A 19,445-nucleotide genomic window follows, 5' to 3' on the forward strand; every position below is an offset into this window, starting at 1 on the left:
TCCGTATTGTTTTAATGACCGCAAGGCAAGATGATAGCCATCCTTTTTAGATGACTGTGATTCCCCTTTCCGTCGCGAGACGGTCATTAGGAGCAACATGATGGACCCGGCCGCAAAGGATATCCGCGCCGAGGACGGAACCGACCCCGCCTCTGATTTTGTTCAATCGATACTGTCCGCACTTCCCGACCGCGGGCACGACGCATCGACCCGATCGGCCCAGCGACGCTGGTATGAATCGTTGTCCGAGCAAGACCAGATGCTCGTCAGGGACAGGCTGCGTGAGGAGATCGCTCGCATTCGCGCTGACTTCGGGAAAAAACGCGATTCCTCCTCGATCTCAGCGCTCAGGCTTCGGGACCACGGGTAACGGCGTTGTCGACTGCGGTGCAGTGGCCCAAGAGACTGTTTTAGCGTCGGTCCTTTGAGTCACCCGTCACCCATTCAACCCCTGCGCCGCAGGTAGCAGCCCCCGAAACTTTCCATACCGCTCGCGCAGCGCGGGTTGCACTGAAGCCATGGGCTGATACCGCGCCTTGACCGGCATCCCCTTGTGTAACAGATCACCGCCCTGCCCGATCGCCAAGAACCCGAGTTTGGCCGCACCGATGCACGCACTCAGTTCGCTGCCGTGCAGGGTGTAGACCTCGCGATCAAGAATGTTGGCCAGCAACTGCGCCCAGTATTCACTCCGGGCGCCGCCGCCTACCAAGGCGCAGGCGTTGATCGTGGCGCCGGCCGACAGCACCGCATTCATTGCATCCAACAGACCAAAGCCAACCCCTTCCAGCACCGCGTACCCCAACATGGCAGGCGTGCTGTCGTGTCCGAGGCTCATGAAGCCGCCGCGCAGCAACGGGTCGTTGTGTGGCGTTCGCTCGCCCGCCAGGTAAGGCAGGAACAAGGGATTGGAGACGGCCACCGCGTGCTCCACCGGTAACTCGGCCTGCACGAGCGCCAGCAGGGTTTGCTCGTCCGGCTGGCCGAGCAGGCGCGTCACCCAGCGCAGGCAACTGGCACCGGCGAGCATGGCGCCCATGGTGTACCAACGATGGGGCAACGCATGGCAAAAGCTGTGCACCGCGCTCGGCGGATGGCCCGCCGCGTGATCGGTGATCGCGACGATGGCCGCGCTGGTGCCCAGGGTGACAAACGCATCGCCCGCATTGATCGCGCCAATGCCGACCGCCGACACCGGGTTGTCGCCGCCGCCCGCAGCCACGGGCAAATCGACCGGCAGGCTCAAAACCCGCGCAGACGCTTCATTCAATCCGCCCGACCGCTGATCAGCCTCCAGCAAGGTCGGCATCTGCCCGAGTGTCAGTCCAGTGGCGTGCAACATGGGTTCGTGCCACGCCCGTCGCGCGACATCCAGCCAGAGCGTGCCCGCCGCGTCCGACATATCGCTGATGCGCTCGCCCGTCAGCAGCAGACGCAAGTAATCCTTGGGTGACAGCACACAATCGATCTGCCCGAACACCTGCGGCTCGTGTTGTTGCAGCCAGAGCAGCTTGGGCGCCGTCAGCCCGGCCATCGCCAGACTGCCGGTGTGCTGTGCGTAGTCAGGGAAGTCGCGATTCAACTGCTCGGCCTGAGCCACCGCGCGCGAGTCGTCCCAGAGGATGGCGGGATACAACACCTGATTGGCGGCATCCAGCAACACCGCGCCGTGCATCTGCCCGGACAGCCCGATGCACGCGACGCGCCCCCACGCTGCCGGGTGCTCTGCACGCAATTGCCCCAGAGCAGCCAGGCAGGCCTGCCACCAATCGGCCGGATGCTGTTCCGACCAGCCGGATTGTCTGCGGTCAACGCTCACCCGCGCGCCCGCCTGGGCCAGCACCCCACCGTGTGAATCGAGCAGAATGGCCTTGAGCTCCGAGGTGCCCAGATCAATGCCCAGAGAGACAGCTTCACTCATCAATGTTCGTTCCTGTCTGCGGCCGCACTCACGGGCATCCGCATGAATTTCGTATGCGCAACGTCGCACTCAGACGCTGCGCTTGTCTCGGTCCTTCCGGGCTTTCGATGCGCTGCAACAATAACTGCACCGCACGCTCACCCAGCGCCTGCACCGGCTGGGCGATCACGCTCAGACGCGGCAGGAAAAAGTCCGCCCAGTCGAAATCGTCGAATCCCACGAGTGCCATCTGCTCGGGCACCGCGATGTTCGCATCCCGCAGCGCATGCATCGCACCGATGGTCATCAGGTTATTGGCCGCCATGATCGCGCTCGGCGGTGCGCTCAGCCCCAACAATTGCTGCGCGGCACACCGTGCCGATTCACTGTTGGACTCGCCATCGACCAGCAGCGCGTCATCGAACGTCAGGGCCGCGTCCGCCAATGCCTGGCGGTAACCTTCGATGCGCTCTTCGGTGGTGCTCAACCCACGGTGCCCGGCGATCATGCCGATGCGCCGGTGGCCATGACCGATCAGATGCGCCACCAGCTCGCGGGTCGAGTGCAGGTTCTCCACGCCGACCTGATCGAAACCGTCGCTTGCCATGCGATCCACCAGCACCGTCGGAATCGCATTGGCCTGCAGGTACTCCAATGCGGCGTGTTGCGGATCGCTGCAGGGCGCGAGCAGGATGCCGTCGACCCGACGGTGGTGCAGCGCCTTGACCACGTGCAGCTCCTGCACGGGATCATCGTGGGTGTCGACGAACAGCATCATGATGCCGTGGCGCGCGCACTCGGTTTCGATGGCGTGAACGGTCTCGCTGAAGTAGTGGTTGGACAGCGCCGAAATCGCCACGCCAATGGTGTGGGTGCGCGAGCGGGCCAACGAGCGGGCCAGCGTGTTGGGGATGTAACCCAACTCGCGAACCGCCTGCTGCACCGCGTCCACGGTTTCCGGGCTGACCTTGCGCGTGCCGTTGAGCACGTGGGACACCGTCGAAGTCGACACCCGTGCCCGTCGCGCCACATCCTCCATCTTGATCACGGCTTCACTCTCTTGGCGACGTGTCTGGCTTAGCGTTTAGTGCTTGCTCGACCAGCCGGTGTAGGAACCGATGTTGTCGCGGGTGATCAGTTTCGGCGTGAGCTGGGTCACCGCTTCAGCCGGTTTCTTGTCATTGAGCAGGTCGTTGCCGATAACCACCGCTTGCTGCGCCATGGCCCATGGGTCCTGACTGGCCGATGCCTGTATCGACGACTCTGATTTCAGCGCGTGTTCGATGTCCGGGGCGCCGTCCACCGAGGTGATGACGATGCCGCTGCGTTTCAGTTGTTTGGCCGCCAGGTCACTGCCAATGGCTTGTGGGTCATTGATTGCGAACAGGCCGTCGATTTTCGGGAAACGTGTCAGGTAACCCTGCATGGCGTTCAAGCCGCCGTCACGAGAGCCCTTGGCATCCTGATCGTCTGACAGCACCTTGATGTCCGGTGCGGCGGCGAACGCCGATTTACAGCCGGTGACCCGGTCGGTCACGGCGGTGACCTGAGGGCCGTTTTCGATGATCACGTTCCCTTTGCCGGAGAGTTTATCGACGATGAACTGACAGGCCAGTTTGCCGGCCTCGACGTTGTCGGTCTGCACCGTCGCATCAACGCCCGCCGCGCTCACGTCCACGGCAACCACTTTGATACCGGCCGCTTGGGCTTTCTTGACCGCCGAGGCAATCGCTTTAGGGTCAACCGCGTTGATCAGGATCAGGTCCACCCCGGCCGCGATGAAGTTGTCGATCTGCGAGAACTGCTTGCTCAGGTCATAGTCGGCGGACACGGAGGTCACTTTGGCGTTGGGGTTGATCTCCAGCGCCTTGGCCTTGGCACCGTCGGCCAGGGTCACGAAGTAAGGATTGCCCAGCGAACCCAGGCTGATGCCGACTGATTTCAACTCTCGGGCTTCAACGCCTTGCGCCAACAACGCGGCCAGGCACAGGGATACGACAGCAGGGAATTTGCGTTTGAAGTTCATGATTTCTCTCTTGTGATTATTGTCAGAGCCATTGTTTGAAACGCGTGACGCCAAAACGATGAATCAGGTTCGCGCTCCGGACTGGCGATAGCGATCAAGCGCCACCGCGCCGATGATCACGATGCCTTTGATGATGTACTGCCAGATGTCCGACACGCCCAGCAGCACCAGGCCGTTAGTTAACACCGCAATGATCAGCGCGCCGATCAGCGTGCCGCCAATGGTGCCGACACCACCGGTAAAACTGGTGCCGCCGAGAATCACCGCCGCGATGGCGTCCAGTTCATAGGACTGCCCCAGTTGCAGGCCGTTGGCAGCGAACAGTCGCGACGCGCTCATGACGGCGCCCAAGCCAGCCAGCGCGCCGGAGACGGCGTAGACGAACAGCAGGACTTTCCACACCTTGATCCCGGACAACCGCGCGGCTTCGGGGTTGCCGCCCACTGAATAGATCTGCACGCCCATGACCGTGCGCCGCAGAATAAACCAGGAGATGACGATCACCGCGACCGCAATGATCACCAGCCACGGCACGCCGAGCACTGAATCGTTGCCGATGAAGGCGAATGGCAGATCAGGGTTGAACACGGTCTTGTCGTCGGCCAGCAGGCGCGCGAGGCCTCGCATGGCGGTCAGCGCACCGAGGGTGACAATGAACGGGGGCAGACGCATGAAGGCGATCAACCCACCGTTGACCAGCCCCAGCAGCAAGCCGAAACCTACTCCGGCGAAAATCCCGAGCATGCCCCACTGCGGCGACATCGACGCTTGCAAGGCCACGACCGCGGAGGCTGCCAGGATCGCGCCGACCGACAGGTCGATGCCGGCGGTGAGAATGACGAAGGTCATGCCCGCTGCCAGCACCACGTTGACCGAGGCCTGCTGGGTGATGATCGACAGGTTCTGCCAGGTCATGAAACTGTCGGTCATCAGCGCAAAGCCCACCAACAGCAGGATCAGCACCGGCAGCATGCCAATGGTTCGCATCAGCTCGCGCACACGTTCACGTTTGCTGATGGCCGCCACGCTTGGCGATTTTTCCAGGGTCAGACTCATGGCCTGGCCTCCTTTTTATTGTTATCGGATAGTTGCGATTCCTGTAGGAGCGCGCTTGCCCGCGATTGCGGTGGGTCATCCACGCATGCATCACCTGATGCCCCGCAATCGCGGGCAAGCGCGCTCCTACCAGGTCCTGTGTCAGGCTTGAACAGCCACCTGCTCACCCCCAGTCGCCAGATCAATGATCCGCTCCTGAGAAATCTCGTGTCCCGACGCGCCGCCGACTTCCGCCACCAACTGCCCTTCACGCATGATCAGCACCCGATCACAGGTGCCGATGATTTCCGGCAACTCGCTGGAAATCACCACGATGCCGACCCCGGCCTTGGCCAGTTCGTTGATGATCCGGTAGATCTCGGACTTCGACCCGATGTCCACGCCACGTGTCGGCTCGTCGAGAATCAGCACATGCGGTTTGACTTCCAGCAGACGCGCCAGCAGCACCTTCTGCTGGTTGCCGCCGGACAACGCACCGACGTTGACCTTGCCCGATGCCACGCGAATCGACAGTGACCGGATCGCCTCGACTGCCCGTTGCGCGCCGCGCCCTCGATCCAGCACACCGCCGGCATGAGCATCCGGAACACAGGCACAGACGTTGATGTTGTCGCGCACGCTCATGTCGAGGAACAGGCCCTGGGCCTTGCGATCCTCGGTGAGATACACCACGCCGGCGCGAATCGCGTCAGTCGGATTGCGCAGTTCCGTCACCGCTTTGCCCGCCACTTCAAGGCTGCCAGCGGTGCGAGGATCGGCGGCGAAGATCAGCCGTGCCAGCTCCGTGCGCCCCGCTCCGACCAACCCGGCGATGCCCAGCACCTCACCGGCGTGCAGGTCGAAGCTGCAGGGTTTCACCCGCTTGCCGTCGGCCATGTCACGCACGCGCATCACCACGTCGCCAGGGTCATACGGGGCGTGTTCTTTCTTGTAGAAACCCGACAGGTCGCGGCCAACCATCATCTTCACCAGCGCATCCGCCGACAGCGCGTCGCGCTCCAGCATGCCGACGTACTCACCGTCGCGCAGTACGGACACCCGGTCCGACAACTCGTAGATTTCGGCCATGCGATGGCTGATGTAGATGATCGCCAGGCCCTGATCACGCAGCTGTTTGATCAACGCAAACAGGCGATCGGTTTCGCGGGAAGACAACGGCGTGGTCGGTTCGTCCATGACCAGAATTTTTGCCTCGGCGTGAAGCGCGCGAGCAATCTCCACCAATTGACGCTCGGCAATCGACAGCACGCTGACCTTGGTCGAGGGTTTGAAGTCGGCGCCCAGTCGCGCCAGCACATCGGTGCACCCCGCCTCCATCGCCTTGCGGTCGATGCTCCAGCCCCGACGTAACTCACGCCCCAGATAAATATTCTCCGCGACGCTGAGGTTCGGGCACAGGCTCAGTTCCTGATAGATCACCGCGATGCCCTGGGCTTTCGCGGTCAGCGGATCGAACGCCGGCAGCGTCCGGCCACCCACGCGAATCTCGCCGCCGGGATCGGCCTGGTAGGCGCCGGAGAGGATTTTCATCAGGGTCGACTTGCCCGCGCCGTTCTCGCCCATCAGTGCATGGACTTCACCGGCATAGACTTTGAGGGCGACATTTTTCAGCACGCGCAGGCCATTGAAGGTCTTGGAAATGGCGTTCATTTCCAGCACGGGGATTGGGGATTCGGCGAGGACGGCGCTCATGTTCGAGCGTCCGCAGCAGGGTTTCTTGGGGGTTCAGGCGCGGTAAGCGCGCGTGAAGACAGAGCAGACAAACTGTTCATGTGAATCCTCGAGGCTTCTTGTTTTTATGCCTGGGCCACCTCGTAAACGGGCGCCGCTCGGGAACTGCTTTGGAGAATCAATTTGAAATACTCTAGACCAGCTGAATCGTTTCACGCAAGCGCTTGCTTTTCTGTACATGAAAAAGGCGACCAAACGCAGTCGCCCTTCCTCTCATCATAAAACGCCCCAATGGACGGGCGTTAAACCTGCGTCGCGCTTACGGTTTAGCGACTTTCCACATGTCCTTGAAACCGTCACCGGTGGTGTCGCCTGCTTTGGCGTCCTTGGTCCATGTGTAGAGCGGCATGCCGTCGTAGGCCCACTGTTTGCTGCCGTCGTCTCGGGTCACAACCGAATATTTGCCCTCGGTCTTCGCATCAGCTTCGGCCATCAGCGGAGGCCATGCCTTGGCGCAGTCGCCGTTGCACGCCGACTTACCGGCGCTGTCTTTGGTGAAGGTGTACAGGGTCATGCCTTTGTGATCGGTGAGCACTTCGCCTTTGTCGGTTTTGCCGGTCATTGCCGGGCTGGCAGCAAACGCCAGGCTGGAGGCGCACGTCAGGGCGACGGCGGCGGTGAGGATGATGTTCTTCAGCATGGTGAACTCCTTGATTGTTTTTCGAGTAGGGAGCAGACGCCAGAAACCTTCCAGGCTCCCGCTGCTGGCACCGATTGGTGTGGGCAGTGAAGGTAAACGTTTGTCGAAGGGGGTTTATTCCATGGGGATCGGAAATATTTTTTGTGCAGGTGTTTGGGGTTGGTGAGAAGTGGTGAGCTGCGTCTGGATTGCGTGTCTTATTCCTTTTTTTGGCGCGGCGCGGGCCGGGTTTGTCCTAACGGCCAAACTGTTCCGCCTTCGGCGGGTTACTTGATAACCCCAAGTAACTCGCCGAAGGCGAAACAGGGTCTGGCGTTAGCCAGATCCAAAAACCACTGCCCAAAATGATGGACATACGCACTCTACTGGCCTACAGCACAAACGCTTTGATACTGAGCGCGCTCTAGCCGAACGCAGCTTTGCAAACGTTACGTTCAAGCCTTGCCAATCTCAGGCATCAGCATCCATTCCGCGCTGTCATTCCACACGTCCATACGGGTGATCTTGCCGTTGCGCACTTCAAACCGATCCAGATAGCGGTTACCTGAAAAGCTCCGGCCGTCCGGCCATTCGCCGTACAGGGTGCCAGTGGAATACACCACGGTGTGATCACCCCGGTCCATCCAGTCGAAATTCCCCAATGCCTTTTTGACCCACGCATAGCGCGAGCCGTTGAAGGCGGTGATGGTTTGCGGGTCCGGCATGGCGCGACCGCCGGTGAATGTGATCTTCACGTCATCGCTCATGAAGGTCGCGGCGCGGGCCGGGTCCGGGGTCATGGAGGCCTCAAGGAAATTGCTAACAATCTGAACGTCTTTATTCACTTCTGACATAACCGCTCTCCTGACTCGATGATGACCGCTGACGGCCCATGTGCATCCACGTGGTGCGAAGCGCCTTAATATGGAGCGAGATTACGGGCGATGACCGCCTTAACCTGCGCTTTCAGGGCGTGACTGGACTGGCATCCTACTTGCTAGCAATAAATTTACAAGTGCTAGCAATCAGGAGCATCACCCATGTCATTCCGGCTTCCAACCCTGCAGCGTCTGTTGTCCCCCACGGCTGCGGCCTTCTCTCTGACCCTTGCGATGTCCGCAGGTGCACAGGCGGCAGAACCGCCGATCAAAGTCGGTCTGGTGGCCGCGCTTTCCGGGCAATCGGCGAAATCCGGCGAAGCCTTGACCCGTGGCCTGACCATGGCCATCGATGAGGTCAATGCGCACGGCGGCGTACTGGGGCGTCCGCTGGAACTGGTGCGCCGCGACGATGAAAGCAACCCTTCCAAAGGCATGCTTGCCGCCCGCGAGCTGATTCAGCGCGAGAAAGTGACGGTGCTGTTCGGTGGCCTAGATACCCCGGTCTCCCTGGCCATCGTGCCCCTGGCGAATCAGCTGAAAGTCCCGTTCATGGGCATTTGGGCGGCCGGTACCAAGATCACCGAAAACGGCGCGGCGGACAACTACGTGTTCCGCGTCTCGGCCGTCGACGAACTCGTCGACGAAGCACTGGTGAAATACGGCGTCGACCAAGGCATGAAGAAGCCCGGGATGATCCTGATCAACAACCCGTGGGGCGAGTCCAACGAAGCAGGCTTCAAACGCGCGCTGGAAAAACGTGGCCTGGAGAGCGCCGGGGTCGAGCGCATTCAGGACAGCGATCTGGACGTGGTTCCGCAGTTGACCCGACTGAAAAACGCAGGCGCCGACACCCTGCTGATGGTCGGCAACGTCGGCCCGTCGGCGCAGGTGGTCAAGTCACTGGACCGCATGGGTTGGGACGTGCCGGTGGTGTCGCATTGGGGCCCTGCTGGCGGACGTTTCGGTGAGCTGGCCGGACCCAGCGCCTCTCGCGTTCACTTCATCCAGACGTACGTGTTCACCGAGCACAACAACGCCAAAGGCGACGCGCTGCTGGCCTCGTTGAAAACCGCCTACCCGCAGATCAAGACCCTGGCTGACGTGACGCCTGCGGTCGGTATCGCCAACGCCTATGATGCCCTGCACCTCAGCGCGTTGGCCATCGAAAAGGCGGGGAATACCGATGGCAAGGCCGTACGTGACGGTTTCTACGGGATCACCGACTACGACGGCCTGATCAAGGATTACAAGCAGCCGTTCACGGCACAGAAGCACGACGCACTGGGACCGGACGACTACGTGTTCACCCATTTCGTCGGCGACCAGATCGTCCCGCTCAAGCCTTGATTGACGCTGCCACCGCACGCTAAGGAATCACATTATGTTCACCGCCGCCATCGTCACCGGCCTCGGTCTGGGCAGCATGTACGCGCTGCTCGCGCTGGGCTTTCACCTGACCTATGTGGTCTCGCGCACCGTCAACTTCGCTCAGGGCAGCGCGATGATGGTGGGCGCAGTGCTCGGCTATACGCTGTGCATCACCTGGGGCTTTTCACTGTGGCTGGCACTGCCGCTGACGCTGTTGCTCAGCGCGCTGTATGGTCTGGTGATCGAACGCTGGCTGGTGCGGCCGTTCCACAGCCGTGGCTCTCAGGCCTGGCTCATGGCGACGGTGGCGGGCGGCATTCTGGTGGACAACCTGGCGCTGTTCACTTTTGGCAAAGAGCCGCGTCAATTTGAAAGCAGCCTGGTGAGCCTCAAGGTCGAGCTGTTCGGCAACGGCATCGGTGCCTTGCAGTTGCTGATTCCGCTGATGGGCGCGGCCATCGCCCTCGCGCTGTTCCTGGTGCGCCGCTACACGCGCCTGGGCAAAGTGCTGGAGGCCTGCGTTCAAAATCCCAAGGCAGCGATGCTGATGGGCATCAACGTCAATCGCGTGGTCGCTATCGCCTTTGCGGTTTCGACGGTGTTCGCCGCAGTTGCGGGCCTGCTGATCGCGCCGCTGTTCAGCGTTAACGCCGAGATGGGCATGTTGTTCGGCCTCAAGGCCTTTGCGGTGGCGATTCTCGGCGGCATTTCCAGCGCCGGTGGTGTGTTCGGGGCCGGGCTGCTGTTCGGCCTGACCGAAGCGCTGGTCACCCTGTATTTCGGCTCGGCGTTTACCCAGATCTTTACCTTCGCACTGGTGATTCTTGCCTTGGCGATTCGTCCCAACGGCCTGTTTGGCAGCCAGGCACTGGTGAAAGTATGAAAGACCTGAAACCCCTGTTAGGCCCTGCGTCCATTGCCGTACTGGCCCTTGTCAGCGTGATTGCGGTCTTTACCCTGGACAGCTACTCGCTGCTGGTCTTCACCTTGTGTGCACTGGCCGCCGTGGTCGGTGTCGGCCTCAACGTCTTGATCGGCCTGAGCGGGCAAATCTCTTTCGGTCACATCGCCTTCTATGCCATGGGCGCCTATGTTTCGGCCTTGATGACCCTCGCGGGCCTGCCGCTGTGGCTGGCGGTTCCCGCCGCGGGCGTCGTGGCCGGTGGCGTTGGCGCATTGCTGGCCATTCCTGCGTTACGCGTCACCGGGCCTTATCTGGCGATGATCACCATCGCGTTCTCGTTTGTCGTGCACCACAGCCTGATCGAATGGCGTGATGTCACGGGCGGCTCGAATGGACTGATGGGCATTCCATTGCCGGCGTTCGCGGGCATGGACCCCTCGGTCTTGCTGGCGCTGATCGCCACCGTCCTGATGATCGGCGCATTGGCGTTTTACCAGCGCGTGCACCACAGCGGCTGGGGCAAGGCGATGCGCGCGGTGAAGGCTTCAGAAATCGCTGCGCGCTCACTGGGTTTCAATCCCGTCGTCAGCAAAACCCTGGCCTTCGCACTGTCCGCCCTGCTCACTGGACTGGCCGGCGCCTTGCTGGCCCCGTTGTTGATGTTCATCAACCCGGAGTCGTTTCCGTTTTCGCAATCGATTCTGTTCGTGCTGGCGGTGATCGTCGGCGGCAGCGGCACCTTGTTCGGCCCGGTGCTCGGCGCCTTGTTGATCGTGCTGGTGCCGGAACTGCTGTCGGATTTCGCCGAATACCGCCTGCTGATTTTCTCGGTGTTGCTGTTGGTGGTGCTGTGGATAGCGCCGAACGGCCTGCTTGGCGCCCTCGCCCGTCGCTGGATCAAACCCACGCTGCTGACACCTCCGGGCCAGATCAATCAGAAACGCATGGCCGATTTTCTGAGCGCTCGCGTGAAGGGGGATGGCCTGCACATTCGTGACATCGGCATCCGTTTCGGCGGTGTGCAGGCGGCGCAGGGCGTCAGTCTGCACGCGCCAGCCGGGAGCGTCACCAGCATCATCGGCCCCAACGGCGCGGGCAAAACCACGGTGCTGAACATGATCAGCGGCTTCTACACCCCGGACAGCGGACAGATCGAGCTTGACCAGTCGCTGGCTGGATTGCCTGCCTGGAAAACGGCGCGTGCCGGCATCGCGCGGACCTACCAGACCACTCAACTGTTCGGCGAGATGTCGGTGCTGGACAACGTGCTGGTGGCCATGCAGAAAGGCCGTCTGGGTTTTATCTTCAATCGCGCCACCGCCGAGCAGCGCTCCCTTGCACTGGACCTGCTGGCGCTGGTGGGCTATCGAGGCGCAGTCAACATCGCCGCCGACGACCTGCCCCACGTCGACCGTCGGCTGGTGGAAATTGCCCGGGCGCTGGCGACTGCGCCCTCGGTGTTGCTGCTGGATGAGCCGGCTGCGGGCTTGAGTCGCCGCGACACCGACGCCCTGGCGATTGTGTTGAAGCAACTCGCCGGCTATGGCCTGACCGTGATGCTGGTCGAGCACGACATGGCACTGGTGATGTCGGTGTCCGAACGCTTGCTGGTGCTGGACGCGGGCAAACCGATCACGGTCGGCACGCCGCTGGAAGTGCAACAGAACGAGCGGGTGATCGCCGCTTATCTCGGGGGCACCGAGTATCGGGCGACACCCCGCGACCAAGCCTGGAACGGCAGCCATGACGCGCGCCTGTACGTGAAAGATCTGGTCATCGACTACGGCGCTGCCCCCGTGGTGAACAAGGTCAATCTGGTGGTCAACCCTGGCGAGCTGGTGGCGATTCTCGGCGCCAACGGCGCGGGCAAATCGAGCATCCTGCAGTGCCTGGCGGGCCTGCATCGTGCGTCAGGCGGCAGCATCCTGCTGGACAACGAAAACATTGAACAGGCCAGCGCCAGCAGCATCGCGGGACAGGGCCTGGCGTTGGTCCCCGAAGGTCGCCAGGTCTTCCCGTACCTGAGCGTGCGCGACAACCTGCTGCTGGGCGGTTACTCGCGACGTGAAGCGTTCGACGCCGAGGGGGAAATCGAAGCGATCCTCAAGCGTTTCCCTCGCCTGCGTGACCGGATCGACAGCCCGGCCGGTCTGCTTTCCGGCGGCGAGCAACAGATGGTCGCGGTGGGTCGCGGGTTGATGGCCAAACCGAAAATCCTGCTGCTGGACGAACCGTCGCTGGGCCTGTCGCCGTCGATGATCGGCGAACTGTATGACGCGCTGGCCGCCCTGCGCGACGAAGGCGTGACGCTGTTGCTGGTGGACCAGATGGCCAACCTTGCGCTGCAAGTCGCCGACCGCGCGTATGTGCTGGAAACCGGCTGCGTGATCAAATCCGGCAGCGCCGCCGAACTGCGCGAAGACACTGAACTGGCTGCGGCCTATCTGGGCGAAGGAGCCTGCGCATGAACGCCTTGATCATCCGCAATGCACGTTTGGACGACACCCGGGATCTCGCGACGTTGTACATCGAAAACGGACGTTTCGTCGACGCGCTGAGCCGGGACATCACGACCTGTGAAACCCTGGACCTTGAGGGTCGACTGCTCCTGCCCGGTCTGATCGAAACCCACATCCACCTGGACAAGGCCTGCATCATGCAGCGCTGCCAGTTGCAGGCGGGCACCCTGGCCGAGGCCGTGCAACAGACGCGTGCCGCCAAGGCTGAATTCACCGAGCAGGATGTGTATGAGCGCGGCAGGCAGGTGCTGGACAAGGCAATCCTGCAAGGCACCACGCACATGCGCACCCATGTCGAACTGGACCCGCAGATTGGCTTGATCGGCTTCAAGGCGATCCGCCGCTTGCAGGCCGATTACGCGTGGGCAATCACCCTTGAGATCTGCGTCTTTCCGCAGGAAGGCATGCTCAACAACCCCGGCACCGAGGCGCTCTTGCGTTACGGCCTGGAGAATGGCGCGACCGTGCTGGGCGGCTGCCCTTACACCGACAGCGACCCGCTGGCACAGATCGACCGATTGTTCGAACTCGCCATGGAGTACGACTGCGACCTGGACATGCACCTGGACTTCGATCTCAACCCCGAAGGCATGACCATCGAGCACGTAGCGCGTTGTACGGAGCAGCATGACTGGGCTGGGCGAGTGACCGTCGGGCACGTGACCAAGCTGTCGGCGCTGCCGATGGAGACGCTGATCGGGCTGGGTATCCGGCTGGCAGAAGCCGGCGTGCAGGTGACCAGTTTGCCAAGCACTGACCTGTTCCTGACCGGCCGCGAGCACTTTCACAACAAGCCTCGAGGTGTCGCACCGCTGGCTCACCTGCACGCGTGCGGGGTCACCTGTTCGGTGTCGACCAACAACATCGGCAACCCGTTCACACCTTATGGCGACGCCTCCTTGGTGCGCCAGGCAAACCTGTTCGCCAACGTCAGTCAGATGGGCACGGCAGCGGAATTGCTGCAGTGCATGGCGTGGGTGTCGAGCGAATCGGCGCGGATGCTTCGCCTGAAAGATTACGGACTGACGCCGGGCTGCAACGCAGACTTCATCGTCTTCGACGCTCCCTCGCCTGCCGCAGTCATCGCTGAAATCAGCGCGCCACTGATGGGCTACAAACACGGGAAGCGAACATTTGAAAGGCCGCAAGGCCGGTTGCTGCTCCCCGGCTAAGCCTTGGACGATTCGCTCCAGCGGCTGCCCGGAGGGCACAGGAGCGACCGGGGTGGCGTTCCACCTTGCGTGCGATCTGCCAAGAACCGGCAGCAACATCAGCCACCTCGGCTGGCTAGACGCGACGCGTCCTGTGGGAGTGAGCTTGCTCACGAAAGGGCCGGTCCATCCACCCCATCTCCCGCGCATCGAATGACGCCTTCGTGAGCAAGCTCACTCCCACAGGTCATTTTTATCAAGCGAGTGGCTTCGATCAGACGCCCTCTTCAGTCGCTCAGCGCTTGCTTGAGGTTGAACTCTTCTGGCGCCGATGCTTCCAGCGCCAGCTGCCCTTCCAGCTCATCCAGGTGCTCGAGCATGACGGCAACGGCCTTCTCATGGTCGCCTTCTTCAAGGGCGGTGATGATCTGTTGATGCTCGTCCGAGGCGCAGGACGGCACGTCGTTGCGCTGATACAACGCCACGATCAGCGAGCTGCGCACCATCAGGTTGCCGAGGATATCGCTGAGCACGCTGTTGCCGCAGATGGCACCGAGCATCAGATGAAACTCGCTCAGCTCACGCACGATCGCCCGGCGGTCGGTGTCGTTGGTGGCCTTGCGCTCGTTGTTCATGTGGGTGGCGATGCGCTGACGTTGCTTACGCATGATCGCCGGGGTGATGGACTCGACGATCGCGCGCTCGATGGCGCGTCGGGCGCTGAAGATATCCCGCGCTTCCTTGGCCGTCGGCTGCGATACCATCGCGCCACGGTTGGCCTCGATGGTGACCACCTTCTGCAAGGCCAGGCGCTGCAACGCGGCCTGCACATGGTTGCGGTTGGCGTGCAGGGTTTCGACGATCTGCGCTTCGATCAACCGTGTGCCGGGCGGCAGGCGATGCTGGGCAATGGCCTTGTACAACGCATCGACGATGCGCTGAACCTCAAGCTGTTTGGCGGTGACAGTGCTCAAGCCCATCCATTCCTCGTTTCTGCAGAAAACCTTCTGCCGCGCGCAGGGGTGGCGGGCGGGCAACGGGCGGCATTATCCGCCAGTGCCCGAGGCACGGCAAACCCGGCGTGCGGCCGCCATTCAATCATCGGCACCGCTACGCTTTCAGCCCCAACCCGAGCCCCTCACCACGGGGATCGTGCATGGCGTGAAGCAATCCGTCGCGTTCGATGCTGATGATCCCGGCATGGCCCGTCATGGGGCTTTGCGCCGGGATCAGTTCCACCTCATGGCCCCGCTCTGCCAGCCCCGCCACGCTGTCGGGGTGGATATCGCTTTCCAGTTTCAGGTTGTCCGTGCTGTCGAAAAAGCTGCGACCCAACAGAAAACGCGGCATGCGCAGCGCACGATCAATGGGCTGACGGTAATCGATCAACTGCGTGGCCAGCACCATCTGGGTCTGCGGCTGACCGTCGCCGCCCTGGGTGCCGAAGAAGAACCGGCGACCGTCATCGGCCAGATAACACGACGGATTGAGCGTGTGCGCCGGACGCTTGCCGGGCGCCCACCCGTTGACATGCGCGGGGTCGGCATTGAAACCCGCCGCACGGTTCTGCCAGAGCACGCCCGTGTCGCCCAGGATGCAACCTGAACCGAAGTCATGGAACAGGCTCTGGATCAGGCACGCGGTACGGCCTTCGTGGTCCGTGGCCGCCATCCAGATGGTGTCGGCCGGACGCCCCGGCTCGTTCCAGGGCGCGGCCCGCTGATCGTCTATCGCCGCGGCATACGATTGAGTGCTCTCCAGTGAAAGACTGGCCGCGAAATCCCAGTCGATGTGCGACGAATCGCACAGCTCGGCGTTGCGCCGCAGCAACCCCTGTTTGATCGCCTCCACCAGCACATGGTAGTAGGCCGCGCTGCCATTGCCGATCCCCGCCAGCGACCTGTGCTGCAACGCACCCATCGCTTGCAGTGTGTACAACCCCTGACTCGGCGGCGCGACGTTGAACAGCTCACCCTGACGATAACGCACCGAAATCGGCGCCACCTCCGGCGCTTGCGTCGCGCGCAAATCAGCGGTGGTCAGCCCACACCCCAACCGCCCGAACGCCTCGCCAAAGGCATCCGCGAGTTCGCCCCGATAAAAATCCTCCACGCCATGACGCGCAAGGTGCCGCAAGGTGTTCGCCAGCGCAGGCTGACGCAATACATCGCCTTCGCGCATCCAGCGGCCTTCCGTTCGGCACAGCGCATGCAGATCCGGCAACTGCTCGATCAAGGGCTGACGCAACGTTTGCCAGAACAACTGAGACTGAGACACCGGCACGCCCTGTTCCGCCATCACTGCGGCGTCACCGAGCACATCAGCCCAGCCCAAGCGCGAACCCCACTCATGCCGACTGATATTGGCGGCCGTCTGCCAACTGGCCAATGCACCGGCAGTGCTAGCCACCGAACTCGGCCCGCGCAACCCGATGCCACCCGCGTCAGGCAAGCGCATACCTGCCTGCCCGATCCCCACGATGGTGCGCACCTTGCGGTCGTGGATCATCCAGAGTGCATCGCCGCCCAGCCCGGTCATGTGCGGGAAAACGGCGCTGAGCATCGCGCTGGCAGCCAGCATCGCATCGATGGCCGTCCCTCCGGCCTCGAGAATGCGCAGCCCGGCGGCACTGGCCTCGGCATGGGGAGTGGTGATCACCGCACGGCGTGAAGTCGCAATCATGAATGAAGGTCCTTGCGCATATTGCTAGCTATTTATTTTCTGGTAGCTAGCAAAGCAAAAGGTGTGCCGTGCGGTGTCGCTATAACCCCTCGTTATCTATGGGTCTCAAATACTCATTGGTTCGGCATGACGAACGCCTCCATATTCATCCCATAACAACAAGTCAGTCATCGAGGTCATCGTCATGCTTTGCTCCACCCTTCCCGTTCGCACCGACGTGTGCAAACCATGAACGCCGACCGCCGCGACCCGCGCACCGTTGAGGTGATTGACGCGCATCATCATTGCTGGGATCTGTCCCAAGGTAACTACCCGTGGTTGCAGCAGGATTATCTGGGCGAGCAGTTTTTTCTCGGACCGTACGAACAGTTGCGCCGTGACTATTTGCCTGACGACTACCGCGCAGACACCGAGGGCTATCGCATCGTCGGCACGGTGCACATCGAGGCGGAACGCTCACGCACCCAGCAGGTGGAAGAAACCCGCTGGTTGCATGGGTTGCGCGAGCGCAGCGGTCTGCCAACGGTGGTGGTGCCGCACGTGTCATTCACCCAGCCCGATCTGATCGAGGTGCTGACCGCCCACACCGCCTTTGCGCAGGTGCGCGGCATCCGCTCCAAGCCCGTCACGGCTTCAGGGCCGGGTATTTCGGTGCAAGGCCAGCCGGGGACACTGCAGGATCCCGCCTGGCTTGAAGGGCTGTCACAGCTGCAAGCCTTCGGTTTGTCCTGGGACCTGCGCGTGCCCTTCTGGCACCTGCTGGAAGCGGCGGACGTGGCGAAGCAGTTTCCCGGGATCCGAATCATCCTTAATCACACCGGGCTGCCGCTGGACCGTTCCGAAGAGGGTTTGGCCGCATGGCGCGAAGGGATGGAAGCGCTGGCGGACGCGCCCAACGTGTACGTGAAGCTCTCGGAGCTGGGCTTGCGCGGTGGACGCTGGGACCCGGTTTCCAATCGTCAGGTCCTGCGCGATGCACTGTCGATCTTCGGCAGCGAGCGCGCGGTGTTCGCCAGCAACTTGCCGGTCTCGGGCCTGAGCGCACGTTTCGAAACGCTGTTTGCCGGCGTACTCGATGCCGTGTCCGAGCTGGATCAAGTCGCTGTCGACAACGTCTTCGCCAACAACGCCCGCGTGTTTTACCGAATGTGATGCCTTCACGAATCATCGCTCAAACCCGTCAACGCTCTGCACCCGATAACTCCAAGAAAAAGGCCAGACCATGAACACCACACACAGTGCATCCCCGTCAGCGGGGACAGTGGCAGGCACTGCCACTTATGAAGACACCCTCTTCCGCAAGATCGCCTGGCGCCTTTTGCCCATCCTGATGCTGGGGTATCTGGCGGCGTCTATTGATCGGGTCAACGTCGGCTTCGCCAAGCTGCACATGGCTCAGGAACTGGGCTTCAGCGACGCCGTGTACGGATTTGGCGCCGGGGTGTTCTTTCTCGGTTACTTCCTGTTCGAAGTGCCGAGCAGCGTGATTTTGCACAAGGTGGGCGCGCGCCTGTGGATCGCCCGGATCATGGCGACCTGGGGCATCATTTCCGCGCTGACAATGTTTGTCAGCTCGCCGTGGCAGTTCTATCTGGTGCGCTTTCTGCTGGGGGTTGCCGAAGCGGGCTTCATTCCCGGGGTCATCTATTACCTGACCCTGTGGTTCCCGTCGCAACGTCGCGGTCGGATCATGGGTGTGTTTTACATCGCCCTCGCCCTGGCCGGATTTATCGGCGGGCCGGTGTCCGGGCTCATCCTGCAAACCATGCAAGGCGTCGGTGGGCTGGCGGCGTGGAAATGGCTGTTTATCATCGAGGCCATCCCGACGGTACTGATTGCCGTACTGGTGGTCACCAAGCTTGACAACAATGTGCAGTCGGCGAAGTGGCTTTCGCCTGAAGAGCGGCAGCATGTGAAGATGCTGATCGACGCGGAATCAAAACAGAAGAGCCACATGCCCTTGCGCGTCTTGTTCGGCAACCGGCTGGTGCAGGTCATGAGCCTGATCTTCTTTTGCGACATCTTCGCCATGTACGGCCTGGGTTTCTGGATGCCGACGCTGATCAACAACATGGGCGTCAAGAGTGACCTCAGCATCGGCCTGATGTCAGCGCTTCCGAGCCTGTTTGCCGTCATCAGCATGATTCTGGTCAGCCGCCATTCAGACCGCACCGGCGAGCGACGCCTGCACCTGATGCTGTTGTACGCGCTGGGCGCGGTGGGTCTGAGCCTGTCGATCGTCTGGCAACACAACCCGACGCTGGGCATCTTCGCCCTGTGCATCGCCAATATGGGGATCCTCGCCATTCCGGCGCTGTTCTGGAACCTGCCGACCGCCATCCTGGGTGGCGCGGCGGCCGCCGCCGGTATCGCGCTGATCAACTCCTTCGCCAACCTGGCCGGTTTTCTCGGCCCGTATCTGGTCGGCTACGCCAAACAACTGAGCGGCAACACCGAGTCCGCCGTGTGGCTGATGGTGATCGTGCTGGTGGTTGGCGGCCTGTTGATTCTGACGGTGCCTGCGGAGCGGGTGAACAAGTCGCCCGCGCTGTCTGGCGAGAAATAATACTAACCCTCGGTGGCGATCCGGATGATCGCCATCGAGGCT

16 protein-coding genes are annotated in these 19,445 nt (G+C 62.0%); 7 read left to right on the forward strand and 9 right to left on the reverse strand.

The genetic code is table 11. From position 1 onward, the window contains the following. Positions 1-97 precede the first annotated feature (97 nt). Positions 98-370 (forward strand): hypothetical protein, encoded by a 273-nt coding sequence (locus tag AB4N84_RS28660; protein ID WP_460044352.1) that lies wholly within the window; start codon positions 98-100, stop codon positions 368-370. A 66-nt stretch (positions 371-436) separates the two neighbouring features. Here the strand turns inward: AB4N84_RS28660 and xylB are convergent, their stop codons facing one another. From xylB to AB4N84_RS28695, 7 genes are all read right to left on the reverse strand, one after another. Beyond that, positions 437-1,921 carry a xylulokinase gene (xylB, locus tag AB4N84_RS28665; RefSeq protein ID WP_460044353.1) on the reverse strand — a complete coding sequence of 495 codons (1,485 nt, stop codon included), beginning with the start codon at positions 1,919-1,921 and terminating at the stop codon, positions 437-439. A gap of 28 nt (positions 1,922-1,949) precedes the next feature. Continuing rightward, positions 1,950-2,948, reverse strand: coding sequence for a LacI family DNA-binding transcriptional regulator (locus AB4N84_RS28670; RefSeq protein ID WP_460044354.1), 999 nt, complete (start codon positions 2,946-2,948; stop codon positions 1,950-1,952). 36 nt (positions 2,949-2,984) lie between these two features. After that, positions 2,985-3,926 carry an ABC transporter substrate-binding protein gene (locus AB4N84_RS28675; RefSeq protein ID WP_074753348.1) on the reverse strand — a complete coding sequence of 314 codons (942 nt, stop codon included), beginning with the start codon at positions 3,924-3,926 and terminating at the stop codon, positions 2,985-2,987. Between the two features lie 63 nt (positions 3,927-3,989). After that, positions 3,990-4,982 carry an ABC transporter permease subunit gene (locus AB4N84_RS28680; protein ID WP_460044355.1) on the reverse strand — a complete coding sequence of 331 codons (993 nt, stop codon included), beginning with the start codon at positions 4,980-4,982 and terminating at the stop codon, positions 3,990-3,992. A gap of 141 nt (positions 4,983-5,123) precedes the next feature. Then, entirely contained in the window at positions 5,124-6,674 is a 1,551-nt protein-coding gene (locus AB4N84_RS28685) for a sugar ABC transporter ATP-binding protein (protein ID WP_460044356.1), read from the reverse strand. Between the two features lie 298 nt (positions 6,675-6,972). Then, entirely contained in the window at positions 6,973-7,353 is a 381-nt protein-coding gene (locus AB4N84_RS28690; RefSeq protein WP_460044357.1) for a COG4315 family predicted lipoprotein, read from the reverse strand. A gap of 434 nt (positions 7,354-7,787) precedes the next feature. Then, on the reverse strand, positions 7,788-8,186 hold the full coding sequence (locus AB4N84_RS28695) for a nuclear transport factor 2 family protein (protein WP_074753351.1): 399 nt from the start codon (positions 8,184-8,186) through the stop codon (positions 7,788-7,790). 186 nt (positions 8,187-8,372) lie between these two features. On the opposite strand from AB4N84_RS28695, the gene AB4N84_RS28700 reads away from it, so the two are divergent. Genes AB4N84_RS28700 through AB4N84_RS28715 form a run of 4 tightly spaced genes read left to right on the forward strand, consistent with a single transcriptional unit; the run spans position 8,373 to position 14,176 of the window. Then, complete coding sequence (locus tag AB4N84_RS28700; protein ID WP_460044358.1) at positions 8,373-9,560, forward strand: ABC transporter substrate-binding protein; 1,188 nt, start codon at positions 8,373-8,375, stop codon at positions 9,558-9,560. A gap of 34 nt (positions 9,561-9,594) precedes the next feature. Next, on the forward strand, positions 9,595-10,464 hold the full coding sequence (locus AB4N84_RS28705) for a branched-chain amino acid ABC transporter permease (protein WP_460044359.1): 870 nt from the start codon (positions 9,595-9,597) through the stop codon (positions 10,462-10,464). Then, on the forward strand, positions 10,461-12,953 hold the full coding sequence (locus AB4N84_RS28710; protein WP_460044360.1) for a branched-chain amino acid ABC transporter ATP-binding protein/permease: 2,493 nt from the start codon (positions 10,461-10,463) through the stop codon (positions 12,951-12,953). The genes AB4N84_RS28705 and AB4N84_RS28710 overlap by 4 nt, the downstream gene beginning before the upstream one ends. Then, positions 12,950-14,176, forward strand: a complete 1,227-nt coding sequence (locus tag AB4N84_RS28715) for an amidohydrolase family protein (protein ID WP_460044362.1) — start codon at positions 12,950-12,952, stop codon at positions 14,174-14,176. Before AB4N84_RS28710 ends, AB4N84_RS28715 begins: the two co-directional genes overlap by 4 nt. A gap of 266 nt (positions 14,177-14,442) precedes the next feature. On the opposite strand, the gene AB4N84_RS28720 is transcribed toward AB4N84_RS28715, so the two are convergent. Both AB4N84_RS28720 and AB4N84_RS28725 read right to left on the reverse strand, forming a co-directional pair. After that, positions 14,443-15,135 carry a GntR family transcriptional regulator gene (locus AB4N84_RS28720; protein ID WP_346830238.1) on the reverse strand — a complete coding sequence of 231 codons (693 nt, stop codon included), beginning with the start codon at positions 15,133-15,135 and terminating at the stop codon, positions 14,443-14,445. Positions 15,136-15,265: 130 nt separating this feature from the next. Beyond that, on the reverse strand, positions 15,266-16,837 hold the full coding sequence (locus tag AB4N84_RS28725) for a gamma-glutamyltransferase family protein (protein ID WP_460044363.1): 1,572 nt from the start codon (positions 16,835-16,837) through the stop codon (positions 15,266-15,268). A gap of 228 nt (positions 16,838-17,065) precedes the next feature. Here AB4N84_RS28725 and AB4N84_RS28730 point away from each other — a divergent pair, with 228 nt between their 5' ends. Together AB4N84_RS28730 and AB4N84_RS28735 are read left to right on the forward strand one after the other, a co-directional pair. After that, complete coding sequence (locus tag AB4N84_RS28730; RefSeq protein WP_460044364.1) at positions 17,066-17,989, forward strand: amidohydrolase family protein; 924 nt, start codon at positions 17,066-17,068, stop codon at positions 17,987-17,989. A gap of 70 nt (positions 17,990-18,059) precedes the next feature. Further along, on the forward strand, positions 18,060-19,403 hold the full coding sequence (locus tag AB4N84_RS28735; protein ID WP_460044365.1) for an MFS transporter: 1,344 nt from the start codon (positions 18,060-18,062) through the stop codon (positions 19,401-19,403). Positions 19,404-19,445 lie beyond the last annotated feature (42 nt).

This window comes from Pseudomonas sp. S2_H01 (genome assembly GCF_054668305.1).